Source organism: Streptomyces sp. NPDC021224 (genome assembly GCF_044332905.1).
Taxonomy (GTDB): Bacteria; Actinomycetota; Actinomycetes; order Streptomycetales; family Streptomycetaceae; genus Actinacidiphila.
This window is the reverse complement of record NZ_JBIRPW010000011.1, coordinates 190,536-208,456: the sequence shown is the minus strand read 5'-3', so window position 1 is coordinate 208,456 and position 17,921 is coordinate 190,536. Positions and strand designations below refer to the sequence as shown.

The following is a 17,921-nucleotide window of genomic DNA, read 5'->3' as shown; positions in this document are numbered from 1 at the left end:
CCGGTATGTCCCGTTGCGGGCCGTCGTCCTGCTCGGCCGGGGGTCCTCCCGGCGCGGGCAGGGGGAGGGCGGGCGCGAGGGACCCGCGCCCGGCGACGGCGAGCACCACCGCGGCAGGCTGCCGCGACCAGGCGGAGGAGGAAGCGTGACGTACCCGTTCAGTGCCCTCGTGGGACAGGAAGAGCTGCGGCTCGCCCTCGTGCTCAACGCCGTCTCGCCCGCGGTGGGCGGCGTGCTGGTGCGCGGTGAGAAGGGCACCGCCAAGTCGACCGCCGTGCGGGCGATGACCGCGCTGCTGCCCGCCGTCCGGGTCGTCCCCGGCTGCCGCTTCTCGTGCGCGCCGGGCGCCGCCGACCCCGCGTGCCCGGACGGCCCGCACCCCGCGGACGGGGGCGCCCTGGAGCGCCCCGCGCGGCTGGTGGAGCTGCCGGTCGGTGCGTCGGAGGACCGCCTCGTCGGCGCCCTCGACCTCGAACGCGCGCTGGCCGAAGGAGTGAAGGCCTTCGAGCCGGGCCTGCTCGCGGCCGCGCACCGCGGCATCCTCTACGTCGACGAGGTCAACCTGCTGCACGACCACCTGGTCGATCTGCTGCTGGATGCCGCCGCGATGGGCGCAAGCCATGTCGAGCGCGAGGGCGTGTCCGTCACGCACGCCGCCCGCTTCCTGCTCGTCGGCACGATGAACCCCGAAGAGGGCGAGCTGCGCCCGCAGTTGCTCGACCGGTTCGGCCTGACCGTCGAGGTCGCGGCGTCCCGCGACACCGACGAGCGGGTGGAGGTCGTCCGGCGGCGGCTCGCGTACGACGCAAACCCCGCCGGTTTCGCCGCCGGTTGGGCGGCGCGGGAGCAGGAGGTCCGCGAACGCATCGCGGCCGCAAGGGCGTTGCTGCCCGAGGTGCGGCTCGGGGACTCCGTGCTGCGGCAGATCGCGGCCACCTGCGCGGCCTTCGAGGTCGACGGCATGCGCGCCGACATCGTGATGGCCCGCACCGCGACCGCGCTCGCCGCGTGGGCGGGCCGCACGGTCGTCCTCGCCGAGGACATCCGGCAGGCGGCGCTGCTCGCGCTGCCGCACCGGCGCCGCCGCAACCCCTTCGACGCACCCGGCCTGGACGAGGACACCCTCGACCAGGCGCTCGCCGAGGCCGCCGCGCAGTCCGAGCCGGATCCGGAGGCGGACCCCGACGCGGACCCGGACGACCCGGACGACCCGAACCCCGACGGCAACGGCCCCGGTGGTGGCGGCGGCATCCCCCCGCAGCCCGCGGACGGCCCGCCCGACACCGCGGACGCCGCCGACTCCCCCGGCTCCCCCGCGCAGAGCCCCGCCGCCCCCGGCTCCCCTGACGCCGACGCCGAGGGCGCCCCCTCCCCCGGCTCCCCCCGCGAACAGCCCGCGGCCGCCGCCGAGACGCCCTTCCGGGTACGGCCGCTGACCGTGCCCGGCCTCGGTGAGGGCGCGGCCGGCCGCCGCTCCCGCGCCCGTACCGCGCACGGCCGTACGACCGGCGCGCGGCGCCCGCGCGGCGCCCTCGGCAAGCTGCACCTGGCCGCGACCGTGCAGGCCGCGGCGCCCCACCAGCGGGCGCGTGGGCGCCGCGGCCCCGGGATCGTGGTGCGCGCCGACGACCTGCGCGAGGCCGTGCGCGAGGGCCGGGAGGGCAATCTCGTGCTCTTCGCCGTCGACGCGTCCGGCTCCATGGCGGCCCGGCAGCGGATGTCGGCGGTCAAGGGCGCGGTGCTGTCGCTGCTGCTGGACGCCTACCAGCGGCGCGACAAGGTCGGCCTGGTCACCTTCCGCGGCAAGGACGCCGAGCTGGCGCTGCCGCCGACGTCGTCGGTGGACGCGGGCGCCGCGCGGCTGGAGCGGCTGCCCACCGGCGGCCGCACCCCGCTCGCCGCGGGCCTGCTGAAGGCGCACGACGTGCTGCGCGTCGAGCGGCTGCGCGACCCGGCGCGGCGCGCGCTGCTCGTCGTCGTCACGGACGGGCGGGCCACCGGCGGTCCCGAGCCGCTCGCGCACGCCGCGCGGGCCGCCCGGCTGCTGGCGGCGACGGGGACGGCCGCGGTCGTCGTGGACTGCGAGTCCGGTCCGGTCCGCCTCGGGCTCGCGGGCACGCTCGCCGCCGACCTCGGCGGGGTCGCGGTGACCCTCGGCGAACTGCGGGCCGACACGGTGTCGTCCCTGGTCAAGGACTTCCGGAGGGCCGCGTAATGCCGCAGGGACAGCCCGCTTCCGTACCCGACGACGGCCTGACGACGCGGCAGCGCCGCAACCGCCCGCTGACGATCGTGCACACCGGCACGGGCAAGGGGAAGTCGACGGCCGCCTTCGGGCTCGCGCTGCGCGCGTGGAATCAGGGCTGGCCGGTGGGTGTCTTCCAGTTCGTGAAGTCCGCGAAGTGGCGGGTCGGCGAGGAGCGCGCGCTGCGCGTCCTCGGCGCCTCCGGCGAGGGCGGCACGGTGGCCTGGCACAAGATGGGCGAGGGCTGGTCGTGGGTGCAGCGCTCGCTCGACAGCAGCGAGGAGGCCGCCCGGGAGGGCTGGGAGCAGGTCAAGCGCGACCTGGCCGCGCAGACGTACCGGCTGTACGTGCTGGACGAGTTCGCGTACCCGATGACGTGGGGCTGGGTCGACACCGCCGAGGTCGTCGCGGTGCTGCGCGAGCGGCCCGGCACCCAGCACGTCGTGATCACCGGCCGCAACGCCCCCGCCGAACTGGTGGCCGCCGCCGACCTCGTCACCGACATGACCAAGGTCAAGCACCCCATGGACGCGGGCCAGAAGGGCCAGAGGGGCATCGAGTGGTAGCCCGTCTCGTCGTCGCCGCGCCCGCGTCAGGATCCGGCAAGACCACGGTCGCGACCGGCCTGATGGCCGCGTACGCCGCCGCCGGTCACACCGTCTCCCCGCACAAGGTCGGCCCCGACTACATCGACCCCGGCTACCACGCGCTCGCCACCGGGCGACCCGGCCGCAACCTCGACCCCTTCCTGTGCGGCGAACACCGTGTCGCCCCGCTCTTCCGGCACGCCGCGCAAGGCTGCGACCTCGCGGTCGTCGAAGGCGTCATGGGCCTGTTCGACGGCGCCGCGGGGCGCGGGGAGCTGGGCTCCACCGCGCAGGTCGCGACGCTGCTGCGGGCACCCGTCGTGCTCGTCGTCGACGCGTCCGCCCAGGCCCGCTCGGTGGCCGCGCTCGTGCACGGCTTCACGACGTTCGACCCGCGGGTGCGGGTGGGGGCGGTCGTCCTCAACAAGGTGGCTTCGCCACGGCACGAGCGGATGCTGCGGGACGCGCTGGAGGAGGCGGGCGTCCCGTGCGCGGGCGCGCTGCCGCGCGGGGCGGAACTCGCGGTGCCGTCCCGGCACCTGGGGCTCGTGCCCGCCGCCGAGCGCGACGGTGCCGCCCGCGCGTTCGTCCGCGCGGCGGCGGCGCGGGTGCGCGAGGCGTGCGACCTCGACATGCTGCTCGCGCTGGCGCGCACGGCCCCGCGGCTCACGGCGGAGCCGTGGGACGCGGCGGCCGAGGTCGCCCTCTCCCGCAACCGGGGCTCCGCCCCGGACCCCGCTCCTCAATCGCCGGAGGGGCTTGATTCTGCCCCGCCCGCGGCCCCGGGCGGAGGCGAATTCCAGCCCGTCCGGCGTTTGAGGACCCGGGTTCGGGGCGGAGCCCCGGGCGGGGGCCGGGGTGGCACCCCGGTTTCGGGAAGGGGCGGGTCAGGGGCAGAACCCACCCGCGCCCGCCCCGTCGTCGCCGTCGCCCGCGGGGCGGCCTTCAGCTTCTCCTACGCCGAGCAGGCGGAACTGCTCCGCGCCGCCGGAGCGGACGTCGTCAGCCTCGACCCGCTCACCGACGAAGCCCTCCCCGAAGGCACCCGCGGCCTCGTCCTCGGCGGCGGCTTCCCGGAGGTCTACGCGGCGGAGCTGTCCGCCAACTCCGCCCTCCGCAGCGAGATCACCCGCTTCCGCGGCCCCGTCGCCGCGGAGTGCGCGGGCCTGCTCTACCTCGCCCGTGACCTCGACGGCCACCCCATGTGCGGCCGCCTGCCCGCCTCCGCCGCGATGACCGGCACGCTCACGCTGGGCTACCGCGAGGCCGTCGCGCTGGACGGCGACAGTGTGCTCGCCGCGGCGGGCACCCGCGTGCGCGGGCACGAGTTCCACCGCACGGCGGTGACCCCGGCGGCGGGCGCCGCCGCCGCGTGGGGCTTCACGCACCCCGAGCGCCGTACCGAGGGCTTCGTGGACGGCGCCGTGCACGCCTCCTACCTGCATCTGCACTGGGCCGGCGAGCCGTCGCTCGCGACCCGTTTCGTCGAGAGGTGTGCCGCATGAACGGCAAGCTCCTGACCGGCGTCGGGGTCGGCCCCGGCGATCCGGAGCTGGTCACGGTCAAGGGCGTGGGCGCGCTGCGCGCCGCGGGCGCGGTGGTGGTGCCGGTGATGGACACCGGCGAGACCGGCCGCGCCGAGGCGACGGTGCTGCACTACGTGGACCCCGCGCGCGTCGTCCGCGTCGTCTTCGCGCTGAACGAGCGCGCCGACCGGGCCCGCCGGGAGGCCGCGTGGGACGCGGCGGGCGAGCGTGTCGCGGACCTGCTTCGTACGCACGGCACGGTGGCGTTCGCGACGATCGGCGACCCCAACGTCTACTCGACCTTCACCTACCTCGCCCAGACCGTCGCGGCCCTCGTCCCCGGCCTGACGGTCGCGACCGTCCCCGGTGTCACGGCGATGCAGGATCTCGCCGCGCGCAGCGGAGCGGTCCTCACCGAGGGGACGGAGCCGCTGACGCTGGTCCCGGTGACGGCGGGCGCCGCCGTGCTCAAGGCCGCGCTGGAGGGCCCCGGCACGGTCGTGGCGTACAAGTTCGGCCGTCTGGCCGCCGAGGTCGCGGCGGCCCTCGCCGCCACCGGTCGCACCGCCGACGCGGTGTGGGGCAGCGCGCTGGGCCTGCCCGGGGAGTCCATCCGCCCCGCGGCGGAACTGGCCGACGGCGGCCCGCTGCCGTACCTGTCGACCCTGATCGCCCCCGCCCGGCGGGACGCACGAGGAGGAAAGCTGTGAACGGCGCGGTGCGGGGCGCGGTGGTCCGCCGGAGCGGAGGCGGCCGGTGAGCGGGAAGGTCACGATCGTCGGGGCCGGGCCGGGGGCGGCCGATCTGCTGACGTTCCGCGCCGCGAAGGCCATCGCCGAGGCGGATGTCGTCATCTGGGCGGCGAGCCTCGTGCAGGAGGCGGTGCTGGAGCACGCCCGGGAGGGGGCGGAGATCCTGGACTCGGCGGGGATGTCGCTGGAGGACGTCGTCGCCGTCTACGAGCGTGTCGGCCGCGAGGGGCTGCGCTGTGCGCGGGTCCATTCCGGGGATCCCGCCCTGTGGGGCGGGACGCAGGAGCAGGTGGACCGCTGCGCCGAACTGGGCGTCGAGGTGGAGATCGTGCCCGGCGTGTCGTCCTTCTCGGCGGTCGCCGCGCGCGCCGGGCGGGAGCTGACGATCCCGCGGGTCGCGCAGTCCGTCGTGCTCACCCGGCTGGGCGGCGGCAAGACGCCGATGCCGCCGGGCGAGGAGGTCCGGGAGTTCGCCCGGCACGGCACGACGATGGCGGTCTTCCTGTCCGCCGCGCGCAGCGGCCAGCTGGCCGCCGAACTGCTGGAGGGCGGCTACCCGGTGGACACGCCGGTCATCGTCGCGCACCAGGTGACGTGGCCGGAGGAGCTGCTGCTGCACTGCACGGTGGGCACGCTGGAGGAGACGGTCAAGGCGCACCGCCTGTGGAAGCACACGCTCTTCCTCGTGGGCCCCGCGCTCGCCGCCTCCGGCACGCGCTCCCACCTCTACCACCCGGGCCACTTCCACGGCTTCCGCCGCGCGGACCCGGCCGCCCGCCGCGACCTGCGGACTCCCCGTGACTGAGCGCGCGACCGCGCGGGAGGGCGCCGGGGCGGGTACGGCCGGGAGCGGGAACGACGCGCACGGTGCGGGCGACGACCCGCGCGCGACGGGCGCCGCGAGCGGGCGGGGCGGTCGTCCGGAGCCGCTTCCGCCGGGTCCCGTCGCTCCCGGGCTCGTCACCGTCCTCGGTGCCGGTACGGGCGGGGCTGCGCCGGTCGTCGCGGGGGACGCCGCGCTGGTCGTCGGGGGTGCGCGGCATCTGGAGGCCGCCGAACTGCCCGCCGGGGCACGGCGGTTGGTGCTGGGGCCGCTCGCGCCCGCCCTCGACGTCGTCGCGGAGTACGCGGCCGCCGGGCGGCGGGTCGTGGTGCTGGCGTCCGGGGATCCGGGGCACTTCGGGATCGTACGGGCGCTGGGCGAACGGTTGGGGGCCGCGGCGCTGGACGTGCGGCCGTCCGTGCCGTCCGTCGCCGCCGCCTTCGCCCGGGTCGGGCTGAGCTGGGACGACGCGGTCGTGGTGAGCGCGCACGGGCGGGCGCTGCGGACCGCGGTCAACGTGTGCCTCGCGCACCGCAAGGCCGCGGTGCTGACCGGCCCCGGCGCAGGGCCCGCCGAACTGGGCGCCGCGCTCGACCGCGCCGGGGCGGACCGGCGGCTCGTGGTGGCCTCACGGCTGGGCGCGGACGGCGAGTCGGTCGTGACCGTCTCCCCGCGGGAGGCGGCGCGGCGGGAGTGGGGCGGGGCCGTGAGCGTCGTCCTGAGCCTGCGTCCGGAGCTGCCGGTCCGGCCCGCCGTCACCGTGGCGGGCCCGGCGCCCGCGCCCGCGGGCTGGGCGCTGCCCGAGGAGGCGTTCGCCCACCGGGATTCGATGATCAGCAAGTTCGAGGTCCGGGCGCTCGCGCTCGCCCGGCTCGGGCCGCGCACCGGCGAACTGGTGTGGGACGTCGGCGCCGGGTCCGGCTCGGTGGCCGTGGAGTGCGCGCGGTTCGGGGCGGCGGTCGTCGCCGTCGACAGATGCGCGGACGCGGTCGCCCGGGTCCGGGCCAATGCCGCCGCGCACGGCGTGGACGTCACCGCCGTGCACGGCGCCGCGCCCGGCGTCCTCGGCGAACTCCCCGACCCCGACGCGGTGTTCGTCGGCGGCGGCGGGGAGGACGTCGGCGCCGTGGTCGCCGCGTGTGCCGCGCGGGCGCGGCGCACGGTCGTGGTGACGCTCGCGGCGGTCGAGCGGGTCGCGGCGGTACGTGCCGCGCTCGGCGCCGCGGGTTTCGCGGCGGACGGGGTGCTGCTCCAGTCCTCGCGGCTCGCGCCGCTGCCCGGCGGGGTCGCACGGCTCGCCGCGGCGAACCCCGTGTTCGTACTGTGGGCCGAACGGCGGCCCGGCGTTCGGCCCGGCGAAGAAGAAGGAGCATCCGCGTGATCGGCCTCATCCACGCCACCGCGGCGGGCAGGACCGGCTGCGAGCGGCTCGCCGCCGCGTGGCCCGGCCGTACCCGCCGCTACGACGACGGGCCGGTGGGCGAACGGCTGGCCGCGGCGTTCGCGGAGTGCGACGCGCTCGTGGTCTTCCTCGCCACGGGCGCGGCCGTACGGGTGCTCGCGCCGCTGCTGACGTCCAAGACCGGTGATCCGGCGGTCGTGACGGTGGACGAGGCGCACCGGCACACCGTCGCCCTGCTCGGCGGCCACGCGGCCGGGGCGAACGCGCTCGCCGCCGAGGTCGCCGAGGTGCTCGGGGCCGAGCCGGTCGTGACCACCGCGACGGACGCGACCGGCACACCGGCCCTCGACGCCCTCCCCTACCCGGTGGAGGGCGCGGTCCCCGCGGTGACCCGGGCCCTCCTGGACGGCGCCCCCGTCCACCTCCTGAGCCCCGTCACCTGGCCCCTCCCGCCCCTCCCCCTCGACCCCTGGCCGGACGAAGCCCCGGCAACGCCTCCCGCGGCACGGCCCGCCGCCGAAGAGGGCGCCGGATCCTACGTCGTCGAGGTCACCGACGAGGTGCGGCCTCGCGGGGAGCGGGTCGTGTACGTCAGGCCGCCGTCGCTCGTGGTCGGGGTCGGGGGGTCGCGCGGGGTCGGTGTCGAGGAGGTCGTGGGGCTCGTCGAGGGGGCCCTGGCCGATGCCGGGCTCGCCCGGAGGAGTGTGTGGGCCCTCGCGACGGTGGAGGCCAAGAAGGACGAGGCGGGGATCGTCGGGGCGGCCCGCGCGCTGGGCGTGCCGTTGCTGACGTTCGCGGCGGCGGACCTCGCCGGGGTCGAGGTCCCGAACCCCTCCGACGCGCCGCTCGCCGCCGTGGGGACGCCCTCCGTGGCGGAGGCGGCGGCGCTGCTGGCCGCCGGGCCGGGGGGCGGACTCGTCGTCGAGAAGCGGAAGTCGGCGACGGCGACGGCAGCGGTGGCGCGGCGCAGGCCGCGCGGGCGGCTCGCGGTGGTGGGGCTCGGGCCGGGGGCCCGGGATCTGCTGACGCCGCGCGCGGCGGCGGAGTTGCGCCGGGCGTCGGTGGTCGTGGGGCTGGACCAGTACGTGGACCAGGTCCGGGACCTGCTGCGGCCGGGCACCCGGGTGCTGGAGTCGGGCCTGGGCGCGGAGGAGGCGCGGGCCCGTACGGCGGTGGCGGAGGCCCGCGCGGGGCACGCGGTCGCGCTGATCGGCAGCGGCGACGCGGGCGTGTACGCGATGGCCTCGCCCGCGCTCGCGGAGGCCGCGGACGACATCGACGTGGTGGGCGTGCCGGGCGTGACCGCGGCGCTGGCGGCGGCGGCCCTGCTGGGGGCGCCGCTCGGGCACGACCATGTGTCGATCAGCCTGTCGGATCTGCACACCCCGTGGGAGGTGATCGAGCACCGGGTGCGGGCGGCGGCGCAGTCCGATCTGGTCGTGACGTTCTACAACCCGCGCAGCCGCGGCCGCGACTGGCAGTTGCCGAAGGCGCTGGAGCTGCTGGCGGCGCACCGTGCGCCGGCCACCCCGGTGGGGGTCGTGCGGTCCGCGTCCCGGCCGGGCGAGCAGGTGACGGTCACGACGCTGAAGGACCTCGACCCGGCGACGGTCGACATGATGACCGTCGTGACGGTCGGCAACACCGCCTCCCGCGTGGTCGCGGGCCGCATGGTGACCCCGCGCGGCTACCGCTGGCAGTCCCCGCCGCCGCCCCGCCCCCCGGCCCCGCCGAAGCCCGCGGCGCCCCCGCGCCCGTCCGCACCCCCGCGTCCGGCGGGCGAACCGGCGGGCGAACCGCCCGTCCCCGCACGGCGGGTGGTGCATCCGATCGAGCAGGAGTCGTACCGGATCCTGCGCACCCGGCTGGACACCTCCGCGCTGCCGCCGCTGCGCCGCGCGGTGGTGGAGCGCGTGGTGCACGCGAGCGCGGACCTCGGGTACGCGGAGGAGCTGGTCATGGACGAGGCGCAGCTCGCCGCGGCGCACGCGGCGCTGCGCTCCGGGGCCCCGGTGGTCGCGGACGTGAGGATGGTCGCGGCCGGGATCACCGGGCGCCCGGTGGTGTGCCGGCTGAAGGACGCCACGGCCGGGCCGGACGGCCTGACGCGCAGCGCGCACGCGGTGCGGCTGGCGTTCGAGGAGGTCGGGCCGGGCGCCGTGTGGGTCGTGGGGTGCGCCCCGACCGCCCTGGAGGAACTCATCGCGCTGGACGCGGCGCCCGCGCTGGTGATCGGCCTGCCGGTCGGTTTCGTGGGCGCCACGGAGAGCAAGGAGCGTCTGCGGGCCTCGGGCCTGCCCGCGATCAGCAACGTCTCGGAGAAGGGCGGTTCCGCCGTGGCCGCCGCCGCGCTCAACGCGCTGCTCTACACCCCTTACGGCAGTATCGAGGAGAACGACCAGTGACATCCCTACCGCCCCCCGCCCTGCTGCTCGTCGGCCACGGCACCCGTGACGCCGCCGGTGCGCAGGCCTTCCGGTCCTTCACCGAGGGGCTGGGGACCGCGCACCCGGACCTGCCGGTCGGCGGCGGTTTCATCGAGCTGTCGCCGCCGCCGCTCGCGGACAGCGTCGCGGCCCTGGTCGCGGCCGGGGTACGGGACTTCGCCGCGGTGCCGCTGGTGCTGGTCTCGGCGGGGCACGCCAAGGGCGACATCCCGGCGGCGCTGGCCCGGGAGAAGCTGCGCCACCCGGGGACGTCGTTCGCGTACGGCCGCCCGCTGGGCCCGCACCCGGGGCTGCTGGCGGTGCTGGAGCGGCGGGTGGACGAGGTGCTGGCGGCGACGGGGACGGCGCGGGCCGACGCGACGGTGCTGCTGGTCGGCCGGGGCTCGACCGATCCGGACGCGAACGCCGAGGTCTTCAAGGCGGCCCGGCTGCTGTGGGAGGGCCGCGGTTACGCGGACGTGGAGACGGCGTTCGTGTCGCTCGCGGAGCCGTCGGTCGCGGCGGGCCTGGAGCGCTGCGCGCGGCTGGGCGCGCGGACGGTCGTGGTGCTGCCGTACTTCCTGTTCGCCGGGGTGCTGCCGGACCGGGTGCGCGCCCAGGCCGCCGCGTGGGCGGCGGGCAACGGCGCCGTGGACGTGCGCTGCGCGGACGTCCTCGGGCCGGAGCCGGAGCTGGCGGCGCTGGTGCTGGAGCGCTACCGGGAGGCGGTCGCGGGCGATCTGCGGATGAACTGCGACTCCTGCGTCTACCGGGTGGCGATGCCCGGCTTCGAGGACCGTGTGGGCCGCCCGCAGCAGCCGCACCACCACCCGGACGACCCGTCCCACCCGCACGGGCATGCGCATGCGCATCACTGAGAACGGGGCCGGGGCGTACGACCTGGCCCACCACGGCGACCGCGAGGCGGCCGACGGCCTGGTCGATCTCGCCGTCAACGTCCGTACGGGCACGCCTCCGGCGTGGCTGGCGGAGCGGATCGCGGGCTCGCTCGCGGACCTGGCGCGTTACCCGGACGGGCGGGCGGCGCGGGCGGCGGTCGCCGCGCGGCACGGGCGCGACGATCCGCGCGAGGCGCTGCTGACGGCGGGCGCGGCGGAGGCGTTCGTGCTGCTGGCGCGGGCGCTGCGGCCGCGCTGCGCGGTGGTGGTGCACCCGCAGTTCACCGAGCCGGAGGCGGCGCTGCGGGCCGCGGGCCACCCGGTGGAACGGGTGCTGCTGACGGCGGCGGACGGCTTCCGGCTGGATCCCGCGGCGGTGCCGGAGCGGGCCGACCTGGTGGTGGTCGGCAACCCGACGAACCCGACGTCCGTCCTCCATCCGGCGGCCGTGCTGCGGCAGTTGGCGCGGCCGGGGCGGATCCTGGTGGTGGACGAGGCGTTCATGGACGCGGTGCCGGGCGAGCCCGAGTCGCTCGCGGCGGCCCGGGACGTCCCCGGGCTGCTGGTGCTGCGCAGTCTGACCAAGACATGGGGCCTTGCGGGGCTGCGGATCGGCTACGTGCTGGGCGGCCGCGAGCCGCTCGCGGCGCTGGAGCGGGCCCAGCCGCTGTGGGCGGTGTCGGCCCCGGCGCTCACGGCGGCGCAGGCGTGCGTGGAGCCCGCGGCGCTGGCGGAGGCCGAGGCGGCGGCCGTGCGGACGGCCGAGGACCGCGCGCATCTGCTCGCGCTGCTGGCCGCGGTGCCCGGCGTGGCGGTCGCGGGCGAGGCCCCGGCTGCGCCTTTCGTGCTGCTGCGGCTGCCGGACGCGGCGGCCGTGCGGGAGCGGCTGCGGGCGCGCGGCTGGGCGGTGCGCCGGGGCGACACCTTCCCGGGCCTGGGCCGGGAGTGGCTGCGCGTCGCGGTGCGGGACAAGGCGACGTCCGACGCGTTCGCCGCGGCGCTCACCGCGGCGGTACGGACCTGATCCCGTACCCGCCGGGGCCGTACCCGCCGGGGCCGTACCCGGCGCGTCAGCCGGCCAGGCCCAGCGCCGTCAGGTCGGGGGCGCCGTAGACCTCGTGCTCGTAGACGTTGGTGAGGCGGCTGCTGCGGAAGACCAGGTGGCGGCCGTGGATGAGGGGGACGAGCGCGGCGTCGGTCATGACCTTCGCGTCGGCCTCCCGCCAGGCCGCGGTGGACTTCTCCGGTTCGTCGGCGCTCTCGCCGCGGGAGAGGACGGTGTCCAGGCCCGGGTCGTTGACCCCGGCGTAGTTGGTGGGGCTGCCGGGGGCGACGAGGGTGCGCAGGAAGCCGCCGCCGTCGGGCCAGTCGGCGGCCCACGAGGTCATGACCATGCCCCACCCGTTCTGCTTGACCTTGCTGGGCGTGCCGAGGTCGCTGTACAGCTCGCCGATGGGGATCTGCTTGATGACGACGGCGATCCCGGCGTTCTTCAGCGACTGCTGGATCGCCTGCATGGCCGCGAGCGTCGTCGGGTTGTTGGCGGCGCCGACGAGCGTGGTGCTGAAGCCGCCCGGTTTGCCGCACGCGGCGAGCTGCTCGCGGGCCTTGGCGGTGTCGCCCCTGCCGTCGGCGCTGCCGTAGGGGTGGGCGTCGGGGTCGAAGCCGTCGGTGGTGGGCGGCAGCATCGTGGTGGCGACGTCGCCCGCCAGGTCACCGCCGAGGGCGGTGCGGACGGACGTGCGGTCGAGGGCGTACTGGACGGCGGCCCGGCACGGCTGCTTGTCGAGGGGCGCGACGGCCGTCTGGAGGCTGATGTAGCGGGTGCTGCTGTCGTAGGCGAGGTCGGTCTGCGCGTGCAGCGTGCTGTCGGCGGTGACCTTCGCCTTGTTCCCGGCCGTCAGCTGCTGGGACTCCAGGTCGAGATCGGCCTGGCCGGAGAAGAGGGCGTTCTCCACCGCGTCCTGCGAGTTGTACACCGACAGGTCGATCGTGTCGGGCAGTGCGGAGCGGATGGGGTCGGTGGACTGGTTCCACTGCGTGTTGCGCACCATGTGCAGCGACTTGCCGTCGGTGTAGCTCGCGACCTTGTAAGGCCCGCTGGACAGCGGCTTGTCGCGGTAGCCCTTGCCGCCGTCGGTGTCGGCCTTGCGGGGTACGGGCGCGCCCATCGGCAGCGCGAGCACGTAGGGGAAGTCGGCGAAGGGCGCGGCGAGGGTGAAGACGACGGTCCGCGCGTCCGGCGTGGCCACCGACTTCAGGCCGAGCTTGTCCGGGTCGGAGTCCTTGTACGGGCCGGGGTAGTGCTGGCCCTGGTCGAGGAGTTCGACGAAGTACGTGGGGCCGCCGATGAACACGTCCCGGTCGAAGGTCCGCTCGACGCCGTACTTGACGTCCTGCGACGTGATGGGGGTGCCGTCCTCGTACTTCAGACCGGCCTTGAGCGTGAAGGTCCACGTCCTGCCGCCGTTGCTGACCGTGCCGGTGTCGGTGGCCAGGTCCGGCAGGAGCTTGCGCCCGGCGGGGCCCGGGTCGGGGGCGTAGTCGACGAGTTTGCGCTCGTAGAGGCGCTGGAGGTTCCACGACGGCTGGGTGTAGACGGCCGCCGGGTCGAGCATCGCGTCCTCGGGGTAGGCGGCCGCGAGCCGCAGGTCGCCGCCCGTGCGGTCGAAGGCGTTGACCACGCCGTCCAGTCCGCCGTTGTAGCCGGTGCCGGCCTTGCCGCCGTGCCGGGCGAGCATCGCGGGCTGCGCGGTGGGCTTGCCGGTGGCGGTCGGGCGGTGGGTGGGTGTCGGGGTGGGGTCCGCGTTGTCGTGGTGCTTGCCGCCGAGCGGGCCGTACAGGAGCGTGACGGTGACGCCGACGGCGGCCACGGCCACCGCCGCGACGGCCGTCATCCAGCGCCGCCGGGCACGCCGGGACGGGTCGAACTCCCCCGAGTTGCCGGACCCGTTGAAGGGCAGCGGGGTGTCCGGGCGGTAGGGCGGCGGGAGCGGCACCTGCGGGCGCAGCGCGTAGGCCGGGTGCTCGGTGGGTGCGTACGCCGGGTGTTCGGCGGGGGTGGGCGGCGGCGGGGTGCTGGGGCCGGGGGCCGCGCCGAAGCCGTTGCCGAAGGGCGGGGGCGTGGCGGGCGGCGGGGTCGAGGGGGGCGGCGTCGGGGGCTGCGCGGGCGGCGGCGGGGTGCCCGAACCGGCGGACGACTCACCCGAGGTGGACCCGTCCGAGGCGTCGTCACCCGAGCCGTAGGGGGACTTGGCAGCGGCCAGCGGGGTGGTCGCGGTGTCGAGGGAGGGCGGGATCGCCGGGCCCGCGAGCAGCACCGCGTGACCGGCGGAGACCAGCCAGGCGCGCAGCCGGTCGCGGAAGACCCCGGCGTCGCCGTGCCGGTCGGCGGGGTTCTTCGCGAGCGCGGCGAGCACGAGCGCGTCCAGCTCCGGCGGCACCCCGGGGTTGCGCGACGAGGGCGCGGGCGGCGGGGTGTGGACGTGCCAGTACATGAGGTTGATCGGGTTGCCGTCGGTGAACGGCGGTTTGCCGGTGAGCAGTTCGGTGAGCACGCAGCCGACCGCGTAGACGTCGCTGCGGGCGTCGACCTCGGCGCCGTTGATCTGCTCGGGCGACATGTAGCTCGGGGTGCCGATCGCCGAACCGGTCGTGGTGAGCCGGGAGTCGGTGTCCAGCACGCGGGCGATGCCGAAGTCCGCGACCTTGACGATGCCTTCGGGTGTGACCATCACGTTGGCCGGCTTCACGTCGCGGTGGACGGTGCCGTGGCTGTGCGCGTGCGCGAGGGCGTCGAGGATGTCGCAGGCGATCCGCACGGCCCGCTCGGGCGGGAAGAACACCCGGCGGCGCAGGAGTTGGGACAGCGAGCCACCGGGCACGAACTCCATGACGAGGTAGGGCACGACCTCGTCGCCGTCGCGTATCTCGTCCTGGTCGTGGACGGTCACGATGCCGGGGTGGTTGAGCGAGCCCGCGGCCTGCGCCTCGCGGGCGAACCGGCGCCGCGCGTCGGGGTTGTCGGCCAGGTCCGGCAGCAGCGTCTTGACGGCGACCGTCCGGCCCATCCGGGTGTCCTGGGCTCGGTGGACGCGGGCCATGCCTCCCGAACCGAGCAGCCCGGCCAGCTGGTAGCGCCCCGCGAAAAGCCCGTCAGTCATTCCCGCCCCGTCCGCCTCTGCACCTCGGCGCCCGCCGTCGCGGCCACCCCGCGCAACTCGCCGTCCGCGGCGCCGGGTTGCGCACGACGTACGCCGACCTGCCCCGGCCGAGGACGAGTTCCGGCCGCCCGCACAGCCTACGGGGCGGCGCCGGTGGTCCGGCGCCGCCCCCGGGGCTTTCGTTCCCCCGTTGTGACCTTGCTATCGCGAGGCGGTGACGTTCGGGCCGCGCGTCAGTCCCGCGGGTCCGCCGCACCGGCGCCCCGGCGGCGGCGGGCGGTCAGCAGGTACGCGCCCGCGCCTGCCGCGAGCAGGGCCACGGCGCCGCCCGCCATGTAGGGGGTGCTGGAACTCGCGCCGGTCTCGGCGAGGTTGCCGGTGCCGGGGCCGGTCTGGACGACCGCGCCCGAGCTGCCCGAGCTGCCGGCCGAGCCGGTCCCGCCCGTCGCGCCGGTGGAGGCGCCGGAGGTGCTGCCGCCGCTGCCGGTGGCGCCGGACGAGCCGGAGGTGCCGGACGTGGTGCTGCCGGAGGTGCCGGAGCTGCCGGAGGTCGAGCCCGAGGTGGAGCCGGACGTGGTCCCGGTGGTGCTCCCGGACGTGGTCCCGGTCGTGGTGCCGGACGTGGAGCCGCTGGTGCTGCCGCTCGTGCTGCCCGACGTCGTACCGGAGGTGGAACCGGACGTCGTGCCCGAGGTCGTACCGGAGGTGGATCCGGACGTGGAGCCCGACGTGGAGCCGGAGGTCGAGCCGCCGGTGGTGGTGCCGCCGGAGTGCGGGGCGGTGCAGGTGGCCGACGCGAGCGTGATCTCGCCGCTGACCTCGGCGACGCCCAGGCTCAGCGGGTTGAGGTGGATCGCGAGCCGCAGCGCGGTCGCGGCCGCGGTGGTGGACGTGGTCGTGGTCTGCGTGAGGTCCAGGCTGACGCGGCCGACGCCGGGCACGGTCAGCTCGGTCGTGCCGACCGCGCTGAGGTTGATCCGCTGCCCGAGCACGGTCAGGCCCGCGAGTTCGGAGTGCGCGGCGGGCTTGCGGCCCGCCTCGCAGGTCGCGGTCGAGGTGATGGCGTCGGCCTTGACGAGCGCCAGCAGCGGCAGCCCGGGCACGTGCACCTGGGCGTGCGCCACGTTGGCGTAGCCCTCGGCGCCGTGGGCGTCGGCGGTGGCCCGCGAGGTGGCGACGTCGGCCCGCAGGACGCTGATGCCGTGCCCGTTCTCCACGCCCTGGCCGACCGTGACCGTCAGCGCGGTCTTCTTCGCGTCGGCGGGCGCGTGCACGTCGTTGAGCGCGACGTTCACCGGCACGTCGACCGCCTTGCCGAGCAGCGACACGTCCAGGCCCGCGCGCAGCACGGCGGCGGTGGACGCGCCGCCGTGCGGGTCGCCGGCCGGGGCCGCCTGCGCGCCGGGCGCCAAGGCCGCGGCGCCCGCGGCGAGGGCGACGGCGGCTCCGACGGCGGCGGCGCGGCGGCGGACGGGCAGCGGGAAGGTGTTGGTGGTGCGGTACATCGGTGTGGGACCCCCACGGGAGACATCGGTGAACATCGGACTCCCCCCGGCCGTACGCGAGTTGGGGACAGCGGGCCGGGGCTTGCCGGGTAATGTTTACGCACTGAGAGTGAATGCACGGCTACGCGACGCCAGTTCACCCAAAAGGGTGGTTTCTGGTGGGATCCCCGGCGAGCGGGGCGGGACGGGGCGGACCTACCACCACTAAGCGCCCATGCCCCGACGCACCCGCCGTGACGTGCGGCCCGTCCCGCCGGGTGCGTCCCGTGCCGGTGTCCGGGCACGCCGAAGCGCGCGCCCGCGCGTGCGCGGCGCTCGCGTACGGTCGGGTAGAGGCCGCCCCGAAGTCCTGCGTGCGGTATGGGTGTTCAGCACCACGGCGTACAGGGGGCGTTCGACGCCCGCCTGCCCGACGGTGTTCGGCACCCCGTCCGCCCGGCCCACCAAGGCCCGTCCACCGGACGCGTGTTCAGCGCCCCGGCGCCGGACGCCCGTCCGCCCCGCGGGTGTTCAGCCCACCACCGTGCCGCGCAGCACGACCCGGCTCGGCGCCGCCAGCACCCGGACGTCGGCGCGCGGGTCGGCGTCGTAGACGACCAGGTCCGCGGGGGCGCCCTCCTCCAGGCCCGGGTGGCCGAGCCACTCCCGCGCCTGCCAGGTCGTCGCCGACAGGGCGGCCGTCACCGGCAGGCCCGCCGTGACGAGTTCGGCGACCTCGGCGGCGATGAGGCCGTGCGGCAGGCTGCTGCCCGCGTCGGTGCCGGCGTAGACGGCGATCCCGGCGTCGTACGCGTTGCGTACGGTCTCGTGGCGGCGCGCGTGCAGGCGGCGCATGTGGTCCGCCCAGCGGGGGTACTTGGCCTCGCCGACGGCCGCGAGGTCCGGGAAGGTCGCGATGTTGACGAGCGTGGGCACGATGGCCACCCCGTGCTCGACGAGCAGCGGGATCGTCTCGTCGGTGAGGCCCGTCGCGTGCTCGACGCAGTCGATGCCCGCCGTGACGACGTCGTGGAGGGTGTCCTCGGCGAAGCAGTGCGCGGTGACCCGCGCGCCCTCCTCGTGCGCGGCGGCGATCGCCTCGGTGAGCGCGTCCTTCGGCCAGCACGGGGTGAGGTCGCCGACCTCGCGTTCGATCCAGTCGCCGACGAGCTTGACCCAGCCGTCGCCGCGCCGTGCCTCCTGCCGCGCGTACGCGGCCAGGTCGCCGGGCTCGATCTCGTGCGCGAAGTTGCGGATGTAGCGGCGGGCGCGGGCGATGTGCCGCCCGGCGCGGATGATGCGCGGCAGGTCGGCGCGGTCGTCGACCCAGCGGGTGTCGCTGGGCGAGCCCGCGTCGCGCAGCAGCAGCGCGCCCGCGTCACGGTCGGCGAGCGCCTGCTTCTCGGAGGTGTCGTCCGGCACCTCGCCGAAGTGGTCGAGGCCGACGTGGCAGTGCGCGTCGACCAGGCCGGGCAGCGCCCAGCCGCGTACGGTCACGGCCTCGGCGGCGGGCCGGGCGTACGTGATCCGGCCGTCGACCACCCACAGCTCGTCGGTCGCATCGTCGGGCCCGGTCAGGATCCGGCCCGTGATGTGCAGCACCTCACCCATGGG

12 protein-coding genes and 1 pseudogene are annotated in these 17,921 nt (G+C 76.6%); 10 read left to right on the top strand and 3 right to left on the bottom strand.

What is annotated here, in order from left to right; translation table 11 throughout:
- The first annotated feature begins 145 nt into the window (after positions 1–145).
- From ACH4PY_RS26095 to cobC, 10 genes and pseudogenes are all read left to right on the top strand, one after another.
- On the top strand, positions 146–2,215 hold the full coding sequence (locus ACH4PY_RS26095; protein ID WP_398187560.1) for a putative cobaltochelatase: 2,070 nt from the start codon (positions 146–148) through the stop codon (positions 2,213–2,215).
- Complete coding sequence (cobO, locus tag ACH4PY_RS26090; RefSeq protein WP_398187557.1) at positions 2,215–2,811, top strand: cob(I)yrinic acid a,c-diamide adenosyltransferase; 597 nt, start codon at positions 2,215–2,217, stop codon at positions 2,809–2,811. Before ACH4PY_RS26095 ends, cobO begins: the two co-directional genes overlap by 1 nt.
- Entirely contained in the window at positions 2,805–4,337 is a 1,533-nt protein-coding gene (locus ACH4PY_RS26085) for a cobyrinate a,c-diamide synthase (protein WP_398187554.1), read from the top strand. The genes cobO and ACH4PY_RS26085 overlap by 7 nt, the downstream gene beginning before the upstream one ends.
- Positions 4,334–5,068, top strand: a complete 735-nt coding sequence (gene cobI, locus ACH4PY_RS26080; protein ID WP_398187551.1) for a precorrin-2 C(20)-methyltransferase — start codon at positions 4,334–4,336, stop codon at positions 5,066–5,068. Before ACH4PY_RS26085 ends, cobI begins: the two co-directional genes overlap by 4 nt.
- A 46-nt stretch (positions 5,069–5,114) precedes the next feature.
- The gene (gene cobM / locus ACH4PY_RS26075) at positions 5,115–5,915 is read left to right on the top strand and encodes a precorrin-4 C(11)-methyltransferase (RefSeq protein ID WP_398187548.1); all 801 of its coding nucleotides are present in this window, start codon (positions 5,115–5,117) and stop codon (positions 5,913–5,915) included.
- Positions 5,908–7,314: a precorrin-6y C5,15-methyltransferase (decarboxylating) subunit CbiE gene (gene cbiE, locus ACH4PY_RS26070; RefSeq protein WP_398187546.1), complete on the top strand. Its 1,407-nt coding sequence runs from the start codon at positions 5,908–5,910 to the stop codon at positions 7,312–7,314. The genes cobM and cbiE overlap by 8 nt, the downstream gene beginning before the upstream one ends.
- Positions 7,257–9,014, top strand: a pseudogene (cobJ, locus tag ACH4PY_RS26065) (precorrin-3B C(17)-methyltransferase); the annotation flags it as partial. The gene cbiE and the pseudogene cobJ, both read left to right, overlap by 58 nt.
- Before the next feature lie 138 nt (positions 9,015–9,152).
- Positions 9,153–9,740 carry a precorrin-8X methylmutase gene (locus tag ACH4PY_RS26060; RefSeq protein ID WP_398187665.1) on the top strand — a complete coding sequence of 196 codons (588 nt, stop codon included), beginning with the start codon at positions 9,153–9,155 and terminating at the stop codon, positions 9,738–9,740.
- On the top strand, positions 9,737–10,639 hold the full coding sequence (locus tag ACH4PY_RS26055; RefSeq protein ID WP_398187543.1) for a sirohydrochlorin chelatase: 903 nt from the start codon (positions 9,737–9,739) through the stop codon (positions 10,637–10,639). Before ACH4PY_RS26060 ends, ACH4PY_RS26055 begins: the two co-directional genes overlap by 4 nt.
- The gene (gene cobC, locus ACH4PY_RS26050; protein WP_398187540.1) at positions 10,626–11,684 is read left to right on the top strand and encodes an Rv2231c family pyridoxal phosphate-dependent protein CobC; all 1,059 of its coding nucleotides are present in this window, start codon (positions 10,626–10,628) and stop codon (positions 11,682–11,684) included. Before ACH4PY_RS26055 ends, cobC begins: the two co-directional genes overlap by 14 nt.
- Before the next feature lie 46 nt (positions 11,685–11,730).
- Here cobC and ACH4PY_RS26045 read toward each other — a convergent pair whose 3' ends face one another.
- The 3 genes from ACH4PY_RS26045 to ACH4PY_RS26035 all read right to left on the bottom strand — a co-directional run bounded on the left by ACH4PY_RS26045 (position 11,731) and on the right by ACH4PY_RS26035 (position 17,918).
- Positions 11,731–14,823, bottom strand: a complete 3,093-nt coding sequence (locus ACH4PY_RS26045; RefSeq protein WP_398187537.1) for an ABC transporter substrate-binding protein — start codon at positions 14,821–14,823, stop codon at positions 11,731–11,733.
- A gap of 233 nt (positions 14,824–15,056) precedes the next feature.
- On the bottom strand, positions 15,057–16,364 hold the full coding sequence (locus ACH4PY_RS26040; protein WP_398187535.1) for an SCO1860 family LAETG-anchored protein: 1,308 nt from the start codon (positions 16,362–16,364) through the stop codon (positions 15,057–15,059).
- A 474-nt stretch (positions 16,365–16,838) separates the two neighbouring features.
- The gene (locus ACH4PY_RS26035) at positions 16,839–17,918 is read right to left on the bottom strand and encodes an amidohydrolase family protein (protein WP_398187532.1); all 1,080 of its coding nucleotides are present in this window, start codon (positions 17,916–17,918) and stop codon (positions 16,839–16,841) included.
- Between the last annotated feature and the right edge of the window lie 3 nt (positions 17,919–17,921).